Genomic DNA, 19,867 nt, shown 5'->3' on the forward strand with positions numbered 1-19,867 from the left:
CATTGCCGGGAGGAGGAAGGTCAACATCGAGCCTGGCAAACTAGCGATAACGTTGTTTTATTACCCGAGGACGGATTTCCTATGTCACAGCCAACCTTCAATAAAGATCAATTCCAGGCCGCCCTGACGCGTCAGTGGCAGCGTTTCGGTTTACTGTCGGCGTCCGACATGACGCCTCGTCAGTGGTGGCAGGCCGTTAGCGGCGCGCTGGCGGAATTACTGAGCGCGCAACCGGTAGCGCAGCCGACGAAAGGCCAGCGTCATGTGAACTACATTTCGATGGAATTTTTGATTGGCCGCCTGACGGGAAATAACCTGTTAAATCTGGGATGGTACCAGGACGTTAGCGATGTACTGAAAGCGCACGATATTAATCTGACCGATCTGCTGGAAGAGGAAGTCGATCCGGCGCTCGGCAACGGTGGTCTGGGACGTCTGGCCGCCTGCTTCCTCGATTCGATGGCCACCGTCGGGCAGTCCGCTACGGGCTATGGTCTGAACTACCAGTATGGGCTGTTCCGTCAGTCATTTGTTGAAGGCAAGCAGATGGAAGCGCCGGATGACTGGCATCGCGGCAGCTATCCGTGGTTCCGCCACAACGAGGCGCTGGACGTCCAGGTTGGGATCGGCGGTAAAGTCACCAAAGAAGGGCGCTGGGAGCCAGGTTTTGTGATTACAGGCCAGGCCTGGGATCTGCCGGTGTTAGGCTATCGTAACGGTGTCGCGCAACCGCTGCGTTTGTGGCAGGCGACCCACGCCCATCCGTTTGATCTGACCAAATTCAACGACGGCGCTTTCCTGCGGGCGGAACAGCAGGGTATCGATGCGGAAAAACTGACGAAGGTGCTTTATCCCAACGATAACCACACGGCGGGCAAAAAACTGCGCCTGATGCAGCAATACTTCCAGTGCGCCTGCTCGGTAGCGGATATTCTGCGTCGCCATCATCTGGCCGGACGCAAACTGCATGAGCTGGCGGATTACGAGGTCATTCAGTTGAACGATACTCACCCGACCATCGCCATTCCGGAACTGCTGCGCGTGCTGATTGACGAGCACCAGCTGAGCTGGGATGACGCCTGGGCTATCACCAGCAAAACCTTCGCCTACACCAACCACACCCTGATGCCAGAAGCGCTGGAGTGCTGGGACGAGAGGTTAATCAAAGCGCTGTTGCCGCGTCATATGCAGATTATCAAGCAGATTAACGACCGCTTTAAGACGCTGGTCGATAACACCTGGCCTGGCGATAAGCAGGTATGGGCAAAACTGGCGGTGGTGCACGACCGTCAGGTACGCATGGCCAATATGTGCGTGGTCAGCGGCTTTGCGGTCAACGGTGTGGCGGCGCTGCACTCCGATCTGGTGGTGAAAGATCTGTTCCCGGAATATCACCAGCTTTGGCCGAACAAATTCCACAATGTCACCAACGGCATTACGCCGCGTCGCTGGATCAAACAGTGCAATCCGCAGCTTGCGGCGTTGCTGGATAAAACGCTGAAAAAAGAGTGGGCTAACGATCTCGACCAGTTGATCAACCTCGAAAAATACGCTGACGACGCCAAATTCCGTCAGCAATATCGCGACATCAAACGGGCGAACAAAGAGCGCCTGGTGAAATTTATCCAGGCCCGTACCGGGATTGAGATTTCAAGCAACGCGATTTTTGATATTCAGATCAAACGCCTGCACGAGTACAAGCGTCAGCATCTGAATCTGTTGCATATTCTGGCGCTGTACAAAGAGATCCGCGAAAACCCGCAGGCCGACCGCGTACCGCGCGTATTCCTGTTTGGCGCGAAGGCGGCGCCGGGCTATTACCTGGCGAAGAACATCATTTTTGCTATCAATAAGGTTGCGGAGGCCATTAATAACGACCCGGCGGTGGGTGATAAGCTGAAGGTGGTTTTCCTGCCGGATTACTGCGTCTCGGCGGCGGAAATGCTCATTCCGGCGGCGGATATTTCCGAGCAAATTTCCACCGCCGGGAAAGAGGCGTCCGGCACCGGCAACATGAAACTGGCGCTGAACGGGGCGTTGACAGTGGGAACGCTGGACGGCGCTAACGTTGAAATCGCTGAGAAGGTGGGTGAAGAGAATATCTTTATCTTTGGCCATACTGTGGAAGAGGTCAAGGCGCTCAAAGCCAAAGGCTACGATCCGGTGAAATGGCGTAAAAAAGACAAAGTGCTGGATGCGGTGCTAAAAGAGCTGGAAAGCGGTCAATACAGCGATGGCGATAAACATGCCTTTGACCAGATGCTGCATAGCCTCGGCAAACAGGGGGGCGATCCGTACCTGGTCATGGCGGACTTCGCCGCTTATGTCGAGGCGCAAAAGCAGGTGGATGCGCTGTATCGCGACCAGGAAGCGTGGACGCGCGCCGCGATCCTCAATACCGCGCGCTGCGGTATGTTCAGTTCCGATCGCTCTATTCGCGATTATCAGGCCCGTATCTGGCAGGCAAAACGCTAAGGGAGCGCGATGGAAAATAAACGTCTCGATAGTGCCGCGCTGGCGGCGGGGATCAGCCCCAGTTACATCAATGCTCATGGCAAACCGCAGTCTATTGGCGCTGAAACCAAGAGACGTTTGCTGGCGGCGATGCACGGCACGACAACAGGACCACAGGCGGTCGTGCCGAATGTGAAGGTGTATACCGCGGGTAAAAAAATGGCGTTGCCGGTAGAGGGGCGCGGTGAGTTTGCCTGGCTGCTGACTACGGAAGAGGGCGTGCATTACAAAGGGCGCGTGACGGGCGGTAAAAAACTTAACCTTCCGGCTACATTGCCGGAGGGCTACCACACCCTGACGTTGACCCAGGATGAACAGCGTACGCACTGCCGTATTATCGTCGCCCCGCCGCGATGCTATGAGCCGCAGGCGCTGCTGGAGGGGAAAAAACTGTGGGGGGCCTGCGTCCAGCTTTATACTCTGCGTTCAGAAAAAAACTGGGGTATTGGCGATTTCGGCGATTTGAAGTCGATGCTGGTCGACGTGGCGACACGCGGCGGCGCGTTTATCGGCCTGAACCCGATCCACGCGCTTTATCCGGCGAATCCGGAGAGCGCCAGTCCCTACAGCCCCTCGTCTCGTCGCTGGCTGAACGTGATATATATCGACGTCAACGCCGTCGAAGATTTCCGCCTGAGCGAAGAGGCGCAGGCATGGTGGCAAATGCCCGCCACACAGCAAAAGCTGCGACAGGCACGCGATGCGCAATGGGTGGATTACGCTACCGTTACCGCGCTGAAAATTACGGCGCTGCGGATGGCGTGGACGCGGTTTGCCGCTCGCGACGATGCGCAAATGGCGGAGTTTCGTCACTTTATCGCCCGCGAAGGCGAGAGCCTTTACTGGCAGGCGGCATTCGACGCGCTGCATGCGTATCAGGTAAAAGAGGATGAGCAGCGCTGGGGCTGGCCAGCCTGGCCGGAGGCGTACCAGTCGGTAGAGTCTTCCGCTGTAAAACAATTCTGTGAAGCGCACCGCGAAGAGGTGGAGTTTTACCTCTGGCTTCAGTGGCTGGCCTGGCGCCAATTCGCCGCCTGCTGGGATACCTGCCAGAGTTTTAAACTACCGATTGGTCTGTACCGCGATCTGGCGGTTGGCGTAGCGGAAGGCGGCGCGGAAACCTGGTGCGACCGGGAGCTGTACTGCCTGAAAGCATCTGTCGGCGCGCCGCCGGATATCCTCGGCCCGCTCGGTCAGAACTGGGGGCTGCCGCCAATGGACCCGCATATTATTGTCGCCCGGGCCTATGAGCCCTTTATCGACCTGCTGCGCGCCAATATGCAAAACTGCGGCGCGTTGCGCATTGACCATGTCATGTCGTTGCTGCGTCTGTGGTGGATACCGTATGGCGAAACCGCGGATCGCGGGGCATATGTTCAGTATCCGGTTGACGATCTGTTGGCTATTCTGGCCCTGGAGAGCCAACGTCACCGCTGTATGGTGATAGGCGAAGATCTGGGGACGGTGCCAGTTGAGATTGTCGGCAAGCTGCGCGATAGCGGGGTCTATTCTTATAAAGTGTTGTGGTTTGAAAATGACCTTGAGAAAAACTTCCGCGCGCCAGGCGCGTATCCGCAACAATCGATGGCTGTCGCCTCGACGCACGATCTCCCCACGCTGCGCGGCTATTGGGAATGCGGTGACCTGACGTTGGGTAAAGCTCTGGGGCTTTATCCGGATGAAGTGATTCTGCGCGGGCTGTATGAGGATCGCGAGCGGGCGAAACAGGGGCTATTGGACGCGCTGCATAAATATGGCTGTCTGCCAAAACGCGCCGGGCATAAGGCATCGTTAATGTCTATGACGCCAACGCTAAATCGCGGGCTTCAGCGCTACATCGCCGACAGTAACAGCGGTCTGTTGGGGCTTCAGCCGGAGGACTGGCTGGATATGGCCGATCCGGTTAACGTACCGGGCACCAGCGATCAGTATAAAAACTGGCGGCGGAAATTGTCTGCATCTCTTGAGGCCATGTTTGCCGATGAGGGCGTAAACAAGCTGATTAAGGACTTGGATAAGCGCCGAAAAGCGGCCGCGAAGAAGAAGTAATAAAGCCGGGGATTTCCCCGGCTTTATTATGGTGAGAGCACGTAGGCCTGATAAGCGCAGCGCCATCAGGCAATCCTGGCGCACATTGCTGCCTTATCCGGCCTACAAGCCGCCTCGCTTAAACCACCATACCCAGTAGCAGACAGCCGATCAGGCCGCAGACGGAGATGATCGTTTCCAGCATCGACCAGGATTTAATGGTCTCGCCGATAGTCAAATTGAAATACTCTTTGAACAGCCAGAAGCCCGGGTCGTTGACGTGAGAGAAAATCACGCTCCCGGAACCGACCGCGATAACCATCAGTTCAGGGCTAACGCCGGTAGTGGCGATCAGCGGCGCCGCAATGCCGCCTGCGGTAATCGCCGCGACAGTCGCAGAGCCCAGCGCGATACGCAGCACCGCCGCGATAGACCACGCCATCAACAGCGGAGAGACATTGGTTTCATGCATCATTGAAGCGATGTATTTATCCACGCCGCTATCGACCAGCACCTGCTTGAACGCGCCGCCGCCGCCGATGATCAGCAGCATCATGGCGATAATTTTGATGGAAGAGACCAGCGTATCGTTAATCTGATCCATGGAACGCCCGCGGTTCAGGCCAAAGGTGAACATCGCAATCAGTACGGCAATTAACGTAGCCATTACCGGGTCGCCCAGGAACTCGGCAACGGGCAGGAAAGCGTGGCCTTTTGGCAGAATCATCTCGGCAATCGCACGCATCGCCATCAGAATAACCGGAACCAGCGACGTCCAGACGCTGACGCCAAAGCCCGGCATCTCTTCTTCCGTAAAAGTTTTCGCGCTGTACAGGCCTTCCGGGATCGGCTTATCGATGCCTTTCAGGAAACGGGCGTAAACCGGTCCGGCAAGGATCACGGTCGGGATTGCCAGAATCGTACCAAACAGCAGCGTCTTACCCATATCGGCATGGAAAATCGTGGCGATTGCGGTTGGGCCCGGGTGCGGCGGCAGGAAACCGTGTGTGACGGAGAGCGCCGCGGCCATCGGCACGCCGACGTACAGTAACGGGATATTCGCCGCTGCGGCAATGGTGAATACCAGCGGCAGCATCAGAACGAAGCCCACTTCATAGAACAGAGCGAAGCCGACGGTAAAGCCGGTTAACACTACGGCCCACTGAATATGCTTTTTACCAAATTTCGCGATCAGGGTAGTGGCGATACGTTGAGCGCCGCCGCAGTCGGCAAGCATTTTGCCCAGCATGGCGCCGAACCCCATAATCAGGGCCAGACTGCCAAGCGTACCGCCGACACCGGCTTTGATGGAGCCGATGACTTTATCCAGCGGCATTCCCTGCATCAACCCGACAGCGAGCGCTACCAGGACAAGGGCGATAAATCCGTTCATTTTGAAGCGGATCATCAGAAGAAGTAACAAGATAACACCGATAGCAACGATGACTAATGGCATGATTTACCTGGCCTTTACTTTGTTATGGGTAACGTCATTGTTTCGACGACAAATTCCTGTTGTTCCCGACGGGAACAGAGTCGCAATAGCACCAATACTGATTACCGTTGAAACGAATGAGCGTAGTCAGATGTTATATGGATGTTAGGTGCCCATAAGAATGATACGGGTAACATATGGGTGTTGAAAATGACCCTGGCAGGCAAAATTTAAATTATGAGACACAGGTCATGTTATCGGCGAAAGAAGAAGAACCATTGTTCTGAGATGTGGTTGATGGCGCCGGATGGCGGCGTATACGCCTTATTCGGCCTACGGTGGGGCAGACAAGGCCCGACAGGCGCAAGCGCCATCGGGCATGGATGCGGGGAAAATCTTAGTAGTAGGAGTGCTCGCCGCGCTGGTGTTCGGTCAGATCGCGAACCCCTTTCAGTTCCGGGAATTCATTCAGCAACTGTTTCTCGATCCCTTCTTTCAGCGTGACGTCAACCATCGAGCAACCGTTACAACCGCCGCCAAACTGCAGAATTGCATAGCCTTCATCGGTAATTTCCATCAGCGAGACGCGACCGCCGTGGCCCGCCAACTGCGGGTTAATCTGCGATTGCAGAGCATATTCCACGCGCTCCATCAGCGGCGCGTCATCGGCCACTTTGCGCATCTTCGCGTTTGGCGCTTTCAATGTAAGTTGAGAACCTAGCTGGTCGGTCACGAAATCAATTTCCGCGTCTTCCAGATAGGGCGCGCTCAGCTCGTCGACATAAGCGGTCAACAGGTCAAATTTCAGTGCAGTATCGGTGGCTTCTACGGCGTCGGGCGGACAATAAGAAACACCGCACTCTGCGTTAGGAGTGCCGGGATTAATGACAAATACGCGGATTTGCGTCCCTTCTTCCTGATTTGCCAGCAGTTTGGCAAAGTGCGCTTGTGCAGCATCGGAAATACGGATCATAGTAATGGCCTAATAGTTGACTATTTTAGTTGGTTATAATACGCCCATCATCGAGGCTCTACAAGGTTCGACACAGGCACCATACCTGGACAGTCGCTGCGCCGTTGCGCAAAAGCAGTTGCGCGATTTCCGCGACGGTACTTCCGGTAGTGACGACATCATCCACAATAACCATATGGAGACCCTGTACCGGCAATTCAAGGCGAAACGCGTTTTTCAAATTGCGTTTACGTAACCTGGCGCTGAGATGATGTTGTGTTGCGGTCGCCCGTACCCGCGTGATGGTCTGGCTGTCCCACGCGCAACCAAGCCAGCGCGCTAACGGTTGGCATAACAGATCGCTTTGGTTAAATCCCCGCCGCCAGTGTCGGCGCGACCAGAGCGGAACGCTGACGATTCTGTCGGGAAGCTGCAAGCCAGTGCTGCGGCGCGCCATGAGGACTTCCTGCAACAGTAGACGCGCCAGTGCGGCGGCAATTTCGCTGCGGCGGGTAAATTTAAGCTGATGCACCAGTAAACTCAAGGGCGGTGTATAGTCACTGACGCTCACCAGACGCTGCCAGGGCGGAGGTTTTTGCAGGCAGCGACCGCAGGGGAGCGAAGAATGCGCGGCGGGTAATCCACATTGCGGACACAGGCTGACGCGCTGGCGGACGGCGCGCGCGCATACGGAACAAATCCCCCAGTGGCTTAACGCCAGCGGCATTCGGCATAGCCAGCATAATCCCGGTACTGTTAGCATAGGTGCATCCTTGTTAGACAAAAGAGAACAGTAACTGATGAATGACATCTGGTGGCAGACCTACGGCGAGGGAAATTGTCATCTTGTGCTGCTGCACGGGTGGGGATTGAACGCGGAGGTATGGCATTGCATTCGCGAGGAACTCGGCTCGCATTTTACGCTGCATCTGGTCGACTTGCCGGGCTATGGTCGCAGCTCGGGGTTTGGCGCTATGACGTTTGAAGAGATGACGGCGCAGGTAGCGAAAAACGCGCCGGACCAGGCTATCTGGCTTGGCTGGAGCCTGGGTGGCCTGGTGGCGAGTCAGATGGCGCTCACCCACCCTGAACGCGTTCAGGCGCTGGTGACAGTCGCCTCTTCGCCATGCTTTAGCGCGCGTGAGGGGTGGCCGGGAATAAAACCAGAAATCCTCGGCGGATTCCAGCAGCAGCTTAGCGACGATTTTCAGCGCACGGTGGAGCGTTTTCTGGCGCTGCAAACGTTAGGGACGGAGACGGCGCGTCAGGATGCCCGCACCTTAAAAAGCGTGGTGCTGGCGCAGCCTATGCCGGATGTAGACGCGCTCAATGGCGGACTGGAAATCTTAAAAACGGTCGATCTACGAGAAGCGCTTAAAAATGTGAACATGCCGTTTTTGCGTTTGTATGGTTATCTGGACGGTCTGGTGCCGCGTAAAATCGTGCCTTTGCTCGATACGTTATGGCCGCACAGTACATCACAGATAATGGCGAAGGCGGCCCATGCGCCGTTTATCTCGCATCCGGCGGCGTTTTGTCAGGCGCTGATGACGCTAAAATCATCGCTGTAACCAGGGCGTTGCCGGGCCCGGACCATTCTGCCAGATTAATGGTTTTCAGACGCCAGATCGGCAGGCGCCAGCCCGGTAACCCGAAGCACGGTATCGCGATCGAAACCATCGTTTAGCATGGAGCGGGCAATGCGCAATGCGGCGAGCCGTTGGCCTTCCTGTTTGCCTTGCTGTAGCCCTTTCTGTAACCCGTTACGATGCCCTTCCTGACGTAATCTGTCTGCGATAGTCATGATCTTCTCCTTATGCTGTGGGATACGCATAGCCACCTGGCGGATAAACGTATTGAAGCGCGCGGCGTCGCCAGTGTGCATCATGTAATTAAACAAACTTTGAAGCTGGGTGTCATTAGCGTATCCCTTAACCAGCAGGGCGACCAGCTGTTCGACAAGCCCCATCAGATCACGCTGGCGGATGTGTTTTTGTATGAGTTCCAGCAGCGCGACCCGTCGGTGCCGCATAATCTCGTCATCCGGCACGACCGTAATATCGACCAGAGGAAAGGCGGTGGCGTATAGCTTACGCGCCATCACCGGGTCGGCAAATTCATCCAGCCAGCATAATGAGAACGGATACGGGCTGCGGTTTCCGTGATAAAACAGCATTGGCACCACTAACGGCAACGTCTTATGCCCGGCCTCCAGGTGCCGTTGCATTGCAGCCATTGCGTAACGCATCAGCCGAAATGCCATATGCGCGTCCGGCGTACTCTGATGTTCAATAACCACGTAAATGTAACCTTCACCTTCACTTGTTTCCAGCGACCAAAGAATATCGGAATAATGGGGGCGTAAATCCTCTTCAATAAAGCTACCGGACTCCAGCCGTAACGTATTCAGATTACAGATTTGACGTAATGTCGTCGGGAGATGAATTTCCAAAAAATCCCGTGCAGTATCGGGGTGGCATAGAAACTGTTTGAATACCGCGTCATGCGGCGTGGATGTTGTTGAGGTCGCCATATCGATCCGTCATCGGTGAAGTTCAATGGCGTGACACTACGCGCAGACCGGGCTGATTGCAGTAGAGGATTAGTGCGCTTGCGAGGCGCGTGGGGAGATAAATGCGCACGGCGGTAACGCTTTCATCTTTGTGGAAGGCATGACGCAAAATTGCCCGGCAGCGTGACGCGTACCGGGCAACATAACGCGGGATAAAGGCCGGATAAGACGCGTTACGTCGCTACCCGGCGAAGGCTAACGCAAGGCCCACCATTCGCGCAGGCAGGCTTTACCTTCCGGACAACTTTTACAGCTGCCTGAAAGGCAGCCGTCCGCTTCTTCCGGGATACGTACCGCTTTACCCATGATCTCCAGTTGATTCAGCATGGCGTCGATCATGGGCTGCGGAGCGTGCAGCGTATGGCTGATCTGTGTTGCCTCCATACGCCCCCGTAGCGCCAGTAGATCGCGAACCTGTATCAATGAAGCCATTTTTTACATCCCTTAGTGACAATTGCCCGCAGTGCCCGAACAACAGGAACTGACGTTTTTGCGGGTTGCCAGCAGTTCAATGTCTACACGGCTGCGGGCGCGGCGCAACAGGCTTAACACCACAACGTTAAAGACGATCACTGCCAGAATACAGATCAGGCTGTATGTCGGGTGTTGACTGAAGCTGGTAACCTGGTAGAACAGCGTGGCGAGCGAATAGGCGATATTCAGTCCCCACAGGATGGAGAAGCCCATCCAGCCGCGGCTGGACTCGCGGGCGATAGCGCCCATTACCGAGATACACGGTACGTAAAGCAGGACGAAAATCAGGTAACTGTACGCCGCCGCGGCGCTGCCGAATTTTTGATCCATCACGCCCATCGCGCCGGTCGCCATTTCGCCGTCGCCTTTACTCGCTTCGATCGGGTTAGCCAGTACGCTCAGGCTAAAGGTGTCTTTCAGGCTTTGCCAGGTATCGTCAACCGCGCCCAGCAGTTCATCGCCGAGGTGGAAGTCGGCAGGATTAAACGCTTCGTCCTGAATATTTTCGGCGGTGTAGAGCGTGTTCAGCGTACCGACGACAACCTCTTTCGCCATGGCGCCCGTAAACAGACCCACGGTCGCTTGCCAGTTATCCTCATGGACGCCGATCGGTTTAAAGACTGGCGTGATGACCCGGCTTAAAGAGGCGAGGGCGGAGTCATTAATGTTATCGACGATTTTGCCGCTCAGCGAGAAACTGTTAAACGCGCTCAGGAAAATACTCACGATGATAATGACTTTACCGGCGCGTAGTACAAAACCTTTCAGGCGTTGCCAGGTCTGGATGATCAGGCTCTTGATATGCGGGACGTGGTAAACCGGCAGCTCCATCACAAACGGAGAGGCTTCGCCGCGCATAATGGTATGCTTCAGCATCAGGCCGGTTAATACCGCCATGACAATACCCAGCACGTACAGCGAGAAGACCGCCAGCGCGCCGTTTTGCCCGAAGAAGGCGGCGGCAAAGACGGCGAAAATCGCCAGGCGCGCGCCACAGGACATAAACGGCGCCATCATGATGGTCATCAGGCGTTCGCGCGGAGCGTCAAGCGTGCGGGCGCCCATCACGGAAGGTACGTTACAGCCGAAGCCGACAATCAGCGGCACGAAGGATTTACCCGGTAGTCCCAGCGCCTGCATCAGGCGATCCATGACGAAGGCCGCGCGCGCCATATAACCGGAGTCTTCAAGGAAGGAGAGGAACAGGTACATCATCCCGATTTGCGGCACCAGCGGCAGGACGGTATTGATCCCGCCGCCAAGACCTTGCGCCAGGAAGATGGTTAACCAATCCGGGAAGTGCAACGTGTAGCCAATCCATTGAATGCCATGAATAAAGATGGCGACGGAACCGGCATCAAACAGGGGTTGCAACGCGCCGCCGATGTTAATGGCGAGCAGGAACATCAGGTACATCACGAACAAAAAAATCGGTAAGCCGAGGAAGCGGTTCAGAATAATTTTATCGACCGCCCTGGTGAAGCGGCTGGGTTCGGCTGTCAGGGTATTGCTGACCACGTCGCAAATAGCGGCGATACACTGATAACGGGCGTCGGCGATATGCAGCGCCGGGTCGTCCATTTCGTCCTTCAGACGGGCAAGGGAGGTGTCCAGGTTTTGCGCCGCTTCGCCTGCGTAGGCCCGGCTGTAGATATCGCCCTCCAGCATTTGCAGACCCAGCCAGCGGCGCTGTTGTAAAGGCATCTCCTGGGCCATCGCGTCGGCCAGGAAACCTGCTTCGCGCAGCAGCGGCTGGGCATAATGCACCAGTTCGACGTTGTCGTTAGCGTTGTGACGGTCAATGGCCAGTTTCAGCGCCTCGATACCGCGACCGCGAGTCGATACCAGCGGTACGACAGGGCAACCCAGACGCGTGGACAGAGCGTCGACATCAATACGAACCTGCTGTTTTTCGGCGATATCCAGCATGTTGAGCGCGACAATACAGGGAATACCCAGCTCCAGCAGTTGCAGCGTCAAATAGAGGTTGCGCTCCAGATTGGAGGCGTCCACAACGTTTATCAACAGGTCGGCGTCGCCGCTCAGGATGTAGTGGCAGGCGATCTGTTCGTCGAGAGAGGTTTGTGACGAGATGGTCGTCAGAGAATAGGTGCCGGGTAAATCTACCAGCGTGACCTGGTGGTCAGTTGTCGCGAACTGGCCCTCTTTACGCTCGACGGTGACGCCCGCCCAGTTCCCCACGCGCTGACGCGCGCCGGTGAGTTGGTTAAATAAGGTGGTCTTGCCGGAATTAGGATTACCAATTAAACCAATGGTTAATTTTTTCATTTTTATAGACTCACTGTATTAACAGGAAACCGCTTCCACTTCTATTAACGCCAAATCCTTTTTACGCAAAACCAGACTCACGCGTCGTGTTTCGATATGGATCGGATCGCCTAAGGGCGCGACGCGGACGACATTAAATGAAGAGCCGGGCAACATGCCGAGCGAAAGCAGTTTTTGACGATACGCCGGGCTGATTTCACGCGCAAAGCCGGTGATTTTCCACGCAGTGTCAGGAGTGAATTGCATACGACCTACTTGTTTCTTACTAACTGGATGTATACCTCATGCGGCGCTCAGGGGGGCGGCAGGAGACCCGATGTTTAGCCAACGAAGGAAAGAGTAAATAATCAACAACACAATGATAATGAGAATGGTTTCTATCTTCAACGATTAAAATGTGACGGAATGTACAAATAAGCGATAATTTGCGCCGATGTTGATATGGCTCAACATTTATTTGTCTTTTTGCAAATACCCCTATTGTGCAAATATCCACCGTTTTTAATGTTTAATTAAGGTTTCATCTGTTAATAAAGTGATAATTAATAGTGCGGATAGCAGAAGGAAATTAATTAACAGATTCTAATGGGTAAGATTTAATTGTTAATTAAAAAAGAAAGGGTTGGACGTATTGCAAAATCGCAGGCCGGATAAGAAGTAACCCGGCCTGCGTATTACCCGATTAGCGTTTTTTTCCCATTGCCGCTGCCAGCGCGTCCATCATGGCGCTGTTACCGGCTGGCTGGGCGTCACGACCGCGCGGTTTCGCCGCTTTTGATGCCGGGCGGTTGCCCTGAGCGCGATCGGCGCCGCCGCCGCGGCGAGTGGCGGTTTCGCCGGGCTGTTCGTCCAGACGCATCGTCAGCGCAATACGCTTACGTTGCAGATCCACTTCCAGCACTTTCACCTTCACGATGTCGCCCGCTTTCACCACGGTGTGTGGATCTTCAACGAACTTAGTCGACAGGGAAGAGATATGCACCAGGCCATCCTGATGAACGCCGATATCGACAAACGCGCCGAAGTTAGTGACGTTAGTGACCGCCCCTTCCAGAATCATCCCCGGCAGCAGGTCGTTCATGGTTTCGACGCCATCGGCGAATTGCGCGGTTTTAAATTCAGGACGCGGGTCGCGGCCCGGTTTTTCCAGCTCTTTGATGATATCGCTCACGGTCGGCACGCCGAATTTATCGTCGGTAAAATCAGCGGCCTTGAGGTGACGCAATTCGTTGCTGTTGCCCATCAGATCTTTTAGCGCTTGCTGCGTCGCCGCCAGAATGCGTTCGACAACCGGATAGGCTTCCGGGTGGACGGTGGAGGCATCCAGCGGGTTATCGCCGTGGTTAATACGTAGGAAGCCCGCGCACTGCTCAAACGCTTTCGGCCCCAGACGGCTCACCTTCAACAGTTGCTGGCGGTTCTGAAACTGACCGTTCTCATCGCGCCAGGCGACAATGTTTTGCGCCATCATGCGCGTTAAGCCCGCGACGCGGGTCAGCAGCGGCACGGAGGCGGTATTCAAATCGACGCCGACGGCGTTTACGCAGTCTTCGACCACCGCATCCAGTTTACGGGCCAACTGGGTCTGGCTGACATCGTGTTGATATTGGCCGACGCCGATCGATTTCGGATCGATTTTCACCAGTTCCGCCAGCGGATCCTGCAGACGACGCGCGATAGAGACCGCGCCGCGCAGGGAGACGTCGAGATCCGGAAACTCCTGCGCCGCCAGCTCAGAAGCTGAATACACGGACGCCCCCGCTTCGCTGACGATCACTTTCTGCGCCGTCACGTTCGGGAACTGTTTCTGTACGTCGAGATAGAAGCGTTCGGTTTCACGCGAGGCCGTACCGTTGCCAATCGCGACCAGTTCGACGTGGTATTTTTCGCACAGCGCGGCGATCACGGTAGCCGCTTTGGCCGCCTGACCGGTATGCGGATAAATGGTATCCGTCGCCACCAGCTTGCCGGTGCCGTCAACGACAGCGACTTTTACGCCGGTACGCAGGCCAGGATCAAGGCCCATCGTGGCGCGCAGGCCTGCGGGGGCTGCCATCAGCAGGTCGTGCAGGTTACGGGCAAACACGTTAATCGCTTCATCTTCCGCACGTTCGCGCACGGTGCCCATCAGTTCGGTTTCGAGGTGCATTAAGACTTTGATACGCCACGTCCAGCTCACTACGCCTTTGCGCCAGCTATCCGCCGGGGCGTTATTCAGCCGCAGGCCGAGATGGTCCATGATGATTTGCTCGCAGTAGCTTTCTTTTGGCGGCTCATCAAACTGTGGGTCGGCATTGAGCGAAAGTTGCAGAATGCCTTCGTTACGACCACGGAACATGGCCAGCGCACGGTGAGACGGGACGTTAGCAATGGGCTCATGATGGTCGAAATAGTCGCGGAATTTTGCCCCTTCTTCCTCTTTGCCGCTCACGACGGTGGCGACCAGATGGGCGTTCTTCCACAGGTAATCACGCACTTTCGCCAGCAATGCGGCGTCTTCGGCAAAGCGCTCCATCAGAATGTAGCGTGCGCCGTCGAGCGCGGCTTTCGTGTCCGCCACGCCTTTGTCGCCATCAATGTACTTTGCCGCTTCCACGTCAGGATCGTGGGACGGCTCGTTCCAGAGCAGATCGGCCAGCGGCTCAAGGCCGGCTTCAATGGCGATTTGTCCACGGGTGCGGCGTTTAGGTTTATAGGGCAGGTAGAGGTCTTCGAGCTCGGTCTTACTTAACGTAGCGTTGATGGCGCCAGCCAGCTCATCGGTCAGTTTGCCTTGTTCGGAAATGGACTTGAGGATGGCCTGACGCCTGTCTTCCAGCTCACGCAGATAGCCCAGACGCGTTTCCAGGTTACGCAACTGCGTGTCATCCAGACCGCCGGTGATTTCTTTACGATAACGTGCGATAAACGGCACGGTGTTCCCTTCGTCAAGCAGGCGAACGGCAGCTTCAACCTGCCCGGCATTTGCCTGGATTTCACCCGCAATAATGCGGCAGAAAGAATCATTCATCATGGGTTAGCTTCGTCTTCAGGATAAAAATCAGGGGATAGTTATACGGATTGGCTGGCAAAAATGCCAGCCATCAGCGGGGGCTTAGGATTCTTCTTGTCTTATTTGACGTATTCGATCGCATTGACGTACCAGTTTGCTTCGCCGACAGGGGTGTTGACCACCGCCAGATCGCCCACTTCTTTTTTCAGTAGCGCCCGCGCCATCGGCGAGTCGATAGAGATGTAATCCTTACGTCCGAAAATTTCATCGTAGCCGACAATGCGGAACTTCAGCGTATCGCCGTCATCATTTTCAATTTCCACCCAGGCGCCGAAGAAGACTTTGCCCTCCTGCTGCGGGGAATAATCCACGATTTTGAGATTTTCCATGCATTTGGTCAGATATCTGACGCGTCTGTCGATCTCACGCAGGCGCTTTTTATTATACTGATAGTCGGCATTCTCGCTGCGGTCGCCCAGACTCGCAGCCCAGGTCACTTTTTTGGTGACCTCCGGGCGCTCTTCACGCCAGAGATAATTGAGCTCTTGTTTGAGTGTTTCGTACCCTTCGCGGGTGATCAGGGGCGTTTTCATCTCGTTGATTTACCTTTGCTGTCGATATTGCGCACACGGGGTATAACGTGATCGTCCCGACAGAATAAATAATGGGGTTGCCGATTAATTGTATATTTAAGCTGCTGTTAAATATGCTTTGTAACAATTTAGCCTGAAATTCATACCAGAATTTGCTGGTGACTCACGTGAGCTTTTTTAAGAATACACACTTACATTTGTTGCGAACCTTTGGGAGTACAGACAATGCAAGAGAATTATAAGATTCTGGTGGTTGATGACGATATGCGTCTGCGGGCGCTACTGGAACGTTATCTGACCGAGCAGGGCTTCCAGGTTCGAAGCGTCGCTAACGCCGAGCAGATGGATCGTCTGCTGACCCGTGAATCTTTCCATCTCATGGTACTGGATTTAATGCTGCCAGGTGAAGATGGTCTGTCGATTTGTCGTCGCCTGCGTAGTCAAAGTAATCCAATGCCGATCATTATGGTCACGGCGAAGGGTGAAGAAGTTGACCGTATCGTCGGGCTGGAAATCGGCGCCGATGACTACATTCCTAAACCGTTTAACCCGCGCGAGCTGTTGGCGCGTATCCGCGCCGTGCTACGTCGTCAGGCAAACGAACTGCCCGGCGCGCCGTCGCAGGAAGAGGCCGTTATCGCGTTCGGTAAGTTTAAACTGAACCTCGGTACGCGCGAGATGTTCCGTGAAGATGAACCGATGCCGCTGACCAGCGGGGAGTTTGCGGTACTGAAAGCGTTAGTCAGCCATCCGCGCGAGCCGCTCTCTCGCGACAAGCTGATGAATCTGGCCCGTGGCCGCGAGTATTCCGCGATGGAACGCTCCATCGACGTCCAGATCTCCCGCCTGCGCCGTATGGTGGAGGAAGATCCGGCACATCCGCGTTATATTCAGACCGTATGGGGCCTGGGCTACGTCTTCGTACCGGACGGTTCTAAAGCATGAGGCGAATGCGCTTCTCGCCGCGAAGTTCATTTGCCCGCACGCTGTTGCTCATCGTCACCTTGCTGTTCGTCAGCCTGGTGACGACCTACCTGGTGGTGCTGAACTTCGCGATTTTGCCGAGCCTCCAGCAGTTTAATAAGGTTCTGGCTTACGAAGTCCGTATGCTGATGACCGATAAGCTGCAACTGGAGGACGGCACGCAGTTAGTCGTGCCGCCTGCGTTTCGCCGGGAAATCTATCGCGAGCTGGGGATCTCTCTCTACACCAACGAAGCCGCCGAAGAGGCCGGGCTGCGTTGGGCGCAACACTACGAATTCTTAAGCCACCAGATGGCGCAGCAATTAGGCGGCCCGACGGAAGTGCGGGTTGAGGTCAACAAAAGCTCGCCCGTCGTGTGGCTCAAAACCTGGCTGTCGCCCAATATCTGGGTGCGCGTGCCGCTGACTGAAATTCATCAGGGCGATTTTTCTCCGCTTTTCCGTTACACGCTGGCGATCATGCTCCTGGCGATAGGCGGCGCGTGGCTGTTTATTCGTATACAGAACCGACCGTTAGTGGATCTTGAACATGCCGCCTTGCAGGTAGGGAAGGGAATTATTCCGCCGCCGCTGCGTGAATATGGCGCCTCTGAGGTGCGCTCTGTGACCCGGGCGTTTAACCATATGGCCGCCGGCGTGAAACAATTGGCCGATGACCGTACGCTATTGATGGCGGGCGTCAGCCACGACTTGCGCACGCCGCTGACCCGTATTCGTCTGGCGACGGAGATGATGGGCGAGGAAGACGGTTATCTCGCGGAGTCGATCAATAAAGACATCGAAGAGTGTAACGCCATTATCGAACAGTTTATTGACTATCTGCGTACCGGTCAGGAAATGCCAATGGAGATGGCGGATCTCAATTCCGTACTGGGCGAGGTGATTGCGGCGGAAAGCGGCTATGAGCGTGAGATTAACACTGCGCTTCAGGCAGGCAGTATCCAGGTGAAAATGCACCCGCTCTCGATTAAGCGCGCGGTGGCGAATATGGTGGTCAATGCTGCCCGCTATGGCAACGGCTGGATTAAGGTCAGCAGCGGCACCGAGTCGCATCGCGCCTGGTTCCAGGTAGAAGATGACGGGCCGGGCATTAAGCCGGAGCAGCGTAAACATCTGTTCCAGCCTTTTGTACGCGGCGACAGCGCCCGTAGCACCAGCGGCACAGGGCTGGGGCTGGCGATTGTGCAGCGCATTATCGATAACCATAACGGGATGCTGGAGATTGGCACCAGCGAGCGTGGCGGATTGTCGATTCGCGCCTGGCTACCGGTTCCTGTGGCTCGCGTCCAGGGGACGACAAAAGAGGCATAAGAAAGGGAGGTATTACCCTCCCTGTCTTCTTAACGCTGGATGACGCTGTTCAAAGCCGCCATCCGGCCTGTTCCTTACAGCTTCGGTCCGGCGCTAACCAGCGCTTCGCCTGCCGGGGTATCCGTATACTTCTCGAAGTTCTCAATGAACAGTTTCGCCAGCGCGGTGGCTTTTTCCTGCCATTGTTCCGGCGACGCGTAGGTGTTACGTGGGTCGAGAATGTGGGTTTCCACGCCTGGCAGTTCAGTCGGGATCGCCAGATCGAACAGCGGCAGACGGAAGGTTTCCGCGTTATCAAGAGAACCGTTCAGAATGGCGTCGATAATCGCGCGCGTATCTTTGATGGAGATACGTTTGCCGGTGCCATTCCAGCCGGTGTTAACCAGATAAGCCTGCGCGCCTGCTGCCTGCATACGTTTCACCAGCACCTCAGCATACTGCGTTGGGTGCAGCGTCAGGAACGCGGCGCCGAAGCAGGCGGAGAAGGTGGGGGTCGGTTCGGTGACGCCGCGTTCGGTGCCGGCCAGTTTAGCGGTGAAACCCGACAGGAAGTGGTACTGCGTCTGGTTAGCGGTTAAACGGGAAACCGGCGGCAGCACGCCGAAAGCATCCGCCGTCAGGAAGATAACCTTGGTGGCGTGACCTGCTTTGGACACGGGCTTAACGATGTTATCGATATGATAGATCGGGTAAGAGACGCGGGTGTTTTCGGTTTTGGAACCATCGTCGAAATCAACGGTGCCGTCTTCGCGCACGGTGACGTTTTCCAGCAACGCATCACGGCGAATCGCATGATAAATTTCTGGCTCCGCTTCTTTCGACAGTTTGATGGTTTTGGCGTAGCAGCCGCCTTCAAAGTTGAACACGCCGTCGTCATCCCAACCGTGCTCATCATCGCCAATCAGACGACGTTTCGGGTCGGTGGACAGAGTGGTTTTTCCGGTACCGGAAAGGCCGAAGAAGACCGCGACATCGCCTTTTTCACCCACGTTGGCGGAACAGTGCATTGAGGCGATACCTTTGAGCGGCAGCAGGTAGTTCATTACCGAGAACATCCCTTTTTTCATTTCGCCGCCGTACCAGGTGCCGCCAATAAGCTGAATACGTTCCGTCAGGTTGAACGCCACGAAGTTTTCCGAGTTCAGCCCTTGCTCTTTCCACTGCGGGTTGGTGCACTTCGCGCCGTTCATGACAATAAAGTCAGGTTTGAAGCCTACCAGCTCTTCGTCCGTTGGGCGAATGAACATATTTTTAACGAAGTGGGCCTGCCAGGCGACTTCCGTAATAAAGCGCACGGAAAGACGCGTATCGGCATTTGCGCCGCAGAACGCATCAACAATGAATAAGCGTTTACCGGAAAGCTGATGCGTCACCAGACCTTTCAGGTGTTGCCAGGTTTCCTGGGAAAGCGGCTTATTATCGTTTTTACCTTTACCCTTATCGGACCACCACAGCGTATCACGCGTGGTGTCGTCGCGAACAATATACTTATCCTTAGGCGAACGACCGGTAAAAATACCGGTATCAACGGCAACAGCGCCCAGGTTAGTTAACACGCCACGCTCATAGCCTTCCAGACCAGGATTAAGTTCTTCCTGATAAAGGGTGTCGTAGCTGGGATTGTAAACGATATCCTGGACGTCGTTGATACCATAAGCCTTGAGATCTTGCGGGGTTAAATTGTTAACGCGCATATCACTGCTCCTTAGCCAATATATATTACC

15 protein-coding genes are annotated in these 19,867 nt (G+C 55.3%); 5 read left to right on the forward strand and 10 right to left on the reverse strand.

The features are described 5' to 3' along the window. Nucleotides 1-81: 81 nt before the first annotated feature. Entirely contained in the window at nucleotides 82-2,475 is a 2,394-nt protein-coding gene (malP, locus tag NA330_RS17025; protein WP_023241896.1) for a maltodextrin phosphorylase, read from the forward strand. A gap of 9 nt (nucleotides 2,476-2,484) precedes the next feature. After that, complete coding sequence (gene malQ / locus NA330_RS17030; protein ID WP_023241897.1) at nucleotides 2,485-4,563, forward strand: 4-alpha-glucanotransferase; 2,079 nt, start codon at nucleotides 2,485-2,487, stop codon at nucleotides 4,561-4,563. A 118-nt stretch (nucleotides 4,564-4,681) separates the two neighbouring features. Here malQ and gntT read toward each other — a convergent pair whose 3' ends face one another. The 3 genes from gntT to gntX all read right to left on the reverse strand — a co-directional run bounded on the left by gntT (nucleotide 4,682) and on the right by gntX (nucleotide 7,692). Beyond that, nucleotides 4,682-5,998, reverse strand: a complete 1,317-nt coding sequence (gntT, locus tag NA330_RS17035; RefSeq protein WP_001131737.1) for a gluconate transporter — start codon at nucleotides 5,996-5,998, stop codon at nucleotides 4,682-4,684. 376 nt (nucleotides 5,999-6,374) lie between these two features. Next, on the reverse strand, nucleotides 6,375-6,950 hold the full coding sequence (gene nfuA / locus NA330_RS17040) for a Fe-S biogenesis protein NfuA (RefSeq protein ID WP_000619387.1): 576 nt from the start codon (nucleotides 6,948-6,950) through the stop codon (nucleotides 6,375-6,377). 58 nt (nucleotides 6,951-7,008) lie between these two features. Continuing rightward, nucleotides 7,009-7,692 (reverse strand): DNA utilization protein GntX, encoded by a 684-nt coding sequence (gene gntX, locus NA330_RS17045; RefSeq protein WP_023241898.1) that lies wholly within the window; start codon nucleotides 7,690-7,692, stop codon nucleotides 7,009-7,011. Nucleotides 7,693-7,729: 37 nt separating this feature from the next. Here gntX and bioH point away from each other — a divergent pair, with 37 nt between their 5' ends. Continuing rightward, nucleotides 7,730-8,500 (forward strand): pimeloyl-ACP methyl ester esterase BioH, encoded by a 771-nt coding sequence (gene bioH, locus NA330_RS17050; RefSeq protein ID WP_023241899.1) that lies wholly within the window; start codon nucleotides 7,730-7,732, stop codon nucleotides 8,498-8,500. Nucleotides 8,501-8,535: 35 nt separating this feature from the next. Here the strand turns inward: bioH and NA330_RS17055 are convergent, their stop codons facing one another. From NA330_RS17055 to greB, 6 genes are all read right to left on the reverse strand, one after another. Then, nucleotides 8,536-9,462, reverse strand: a complete 927-nt coding sequence (locus NA330_RS17055) for an Rpn family recombination-promoting nuclease/putative transposase (RefSeq protein WP_023241900.1) — start codon at nucleotides 9,460-9,462, stop codon at nucleotides 8,536-8,538. Between the two features lie 234 nt (nucleotides 9,463-9,696). Continuing rightward, complete coding sequence (feoC, locus tag NA330_RS17060; protein WP_000157587.1) at nucleotides 9,697-9,933, reverse strand: [Fe-S]-dependent transcriptional repressor FeoC; 237 nt, start codon at nucleotides 9,931-9,933, stop codon at nucleotides 9,697-9,699. A 12-nt stretch (nucleotides 9,934-9,945) separates the two neighbouring features. Further along, complete coding sequence (gene feoB, locus NA330_RS17065; protein ID WP_023241901.1) at nucleotides 9,946-12,264, reverse strand: Fe(2+) transporter permease subunit FeoB; 2,319 nt, start codon at nucleotides 12,262-12,264, stop codon at nucleotides 9,946-9,948. An 18-nt stretch (nucleotides 12,265-12,282) separates the two neighbouring features. After that, nucleotides 12,283-12,510, reverse strand: a complete 228-nt coding sequence (gene feoA, locus NA330_RS17070) for a ferrous iron transporter A (RefSeq protein WP_001160955.1) — start codon at nucleotides 12,508-12,510, stop codon at nucleotides 12,283-12,285. Nucleotides 12,511-12,946: 436 nt separating this feature from the next. Continuing rightward, a complete protein-coding gene (locus NA330_RS17075) occupies nucleotides 12,947-15,277 on the reverse strand; it encodes a Tex family protein (RefSeq protein WP_023241902.1) in 2,331 nt (776 codons plus the stop codon). Between the two features lie 98 nt (nucleotides 15,278-15,375). After that, on the reverse strand, nucleotides 15,376-15,849 hold the full coding sequence (greB, locus tag NA330_RS17080) for a transcription elongation factor GreB (protein ID WP_000856695.1): 474 nt from the start codon (nucleotides 15,847-15,849) through the stop codon (nucleotides 15,376-15,378). A gap of 225 nt (nucleotides 15,850-16,074) precedes the next feature. Between greB and ompR the strand changes: the two genes are divergently transcribed. Both ompR and envZ read left to right on the forward strand, forming a co-directional pair. Beyond that, entirely contained in the window at nucleotides 16,075-16,794 is a 720-nt protein-coding gene (gene ompR / locus NA330_RS17085; protein WP_001157751.1) for an osmolarity response regulator transcription factor OmpR, read from the forward strand. Then, entirely contained in the window at nucleotides 16,791-18,143 is a 1,353-nt protein-coding gene (envZ, locus tag NA330_RS17090) for a two-component system sensor histidine kinase EnvZ (RefSeq protein WP_001253818.1), read from the forward strand. Before ompR ends, envZ begins: the two co-directional genes overlap by 4 nt. Nucleotides 18,144-18,217: 74 nt before the next feature. On the opposite strand, the gene pckA is transcribed toward envZ, so the two are convergent. Further along, nucleotides 18,218-19,837 (reverse strand): phosphoenolpyruvate carboxykinase (ATP), encoded by a 1,620-nt coding sequence (pckA, locus tag NA330_RS17095; protein ID WP_052894928.1) that lies wholly within the window; start codon nucleotides 19,835-19,837, stop codon nucleotides 18,218-18,220. Nucleotides 19,838-19,867: the final 30 nt, after the last annotated feature.

Source organism: Salmonella sp. NW722, assembly GCF_051702785.1.
Classification (GTDB): Bacteria; Pseudomonadota; Gammaproteobacteria; order Enterobacterales; family Enterobacteriaceae; genus Salmonella; species Salmonella enterica.

Excerpts from the sequence above, each read along its gene's own strand:
- malP (WP_023241896.1), top strand. The coding sequence starts at position 82 with ATGTCACAGCCAACCTTCAATAAAGATCAATTCCAGGCCGCCCTGACG.
- malQ (WP_023241897.1), top strand. The coding sequence starts at position 2,485 with ATGGAAAATAAACGTCTCGATAGTGCCGCGCTGGCGGCGGGGATCAGC.
- gntT (WP_001131737.1), bottom strand. The coding sequence starts at position 5,998 with ATGCCATTAGTCATCGTTGCTATCGGTGTTATCTTGTTACTTCTTCTG.
- nfuA (WP_000619387.1), bottom strand. The coding sequence starts at position 6,950 with ATGATCCGTATTTCCGATGCTGCACAAGCGCACTTTGCCAAACTGCTG.
- gntX (WP_023241898.1), bottom strand. The coding sequence starts at position 7,692 with ATGCTAACAGTACCGGGATTATGCTGGCTATGCCGAATGCCGCTGGCG.
- bioH (WP_023241899.1), top strand. The coding sequence starts at position 7,730 with ATGAATGACATCTGGTGGCAGACCTACGGCGAGGGAAATTGTCATCTT.
- NA330_RS17055 (WP_023241900.1), bottom strand. The coding sequence starts at position 9,462 with ATGGCGACCTCAACAACATCCACGCCGCATGACGCGGTATTCAAACAG.
- feoC (WP_000157587.1), bottom strand. The coding sequence starts at position 9,933 with ATGGCTTCATTGATACAGGTTCGCGATCTACTGGCGCTACGGGGGCGT.
- feoB (WP_023241901.1), bottom strand. The coding sequence starts at position 12,264 with ATGAAAAAATTAACCATTGGTTTAATTGGTAATCCTAATTCCGGCAAG.
- feoA (WP_001160955.1), bottom strand. The coding sequence starts at position 12,510 with ATGCAATTCACTCCTGACACTGCGTGGAAAATCACCGGCTTTGCGCGT.
- NA330_RS17075 (WP_023241902.1), bottom strand. The coding sequence starts at position 15,277 with ATGATGAATGATTCTTTCTGCCGCATTATTGCGGGTGAAATCCAGGCA.
- greB (WP_000856695.1), bottom strand. The coding sequence starts at position 15,849 with ATGAAAACGCCCCTGATCACCCGCGAAGGGTACGAAACACTCAAACAA.
- ompR (WP_001157751.1), top strand. The coding sequence starts at position 16,075 with ATGCAAGAGAATTATAAGATTCTGGTGGTTGATGACGATATGCGTCTG.
- envZ (WP_001253818.1), top strand. The coding sequence starts at position 16,791 with ATGAGGCGAATGCGCTTCTCGCCGCGAAGTTCATTTGCCCGCACGCTG.
- pckA (WP_052894928.1), bottom strand. The coding sequence starts at position 19,837 with ATGCGCGTTAACAATTTAACCCCGCAAGATCTCAAGGCTTATGGTATC.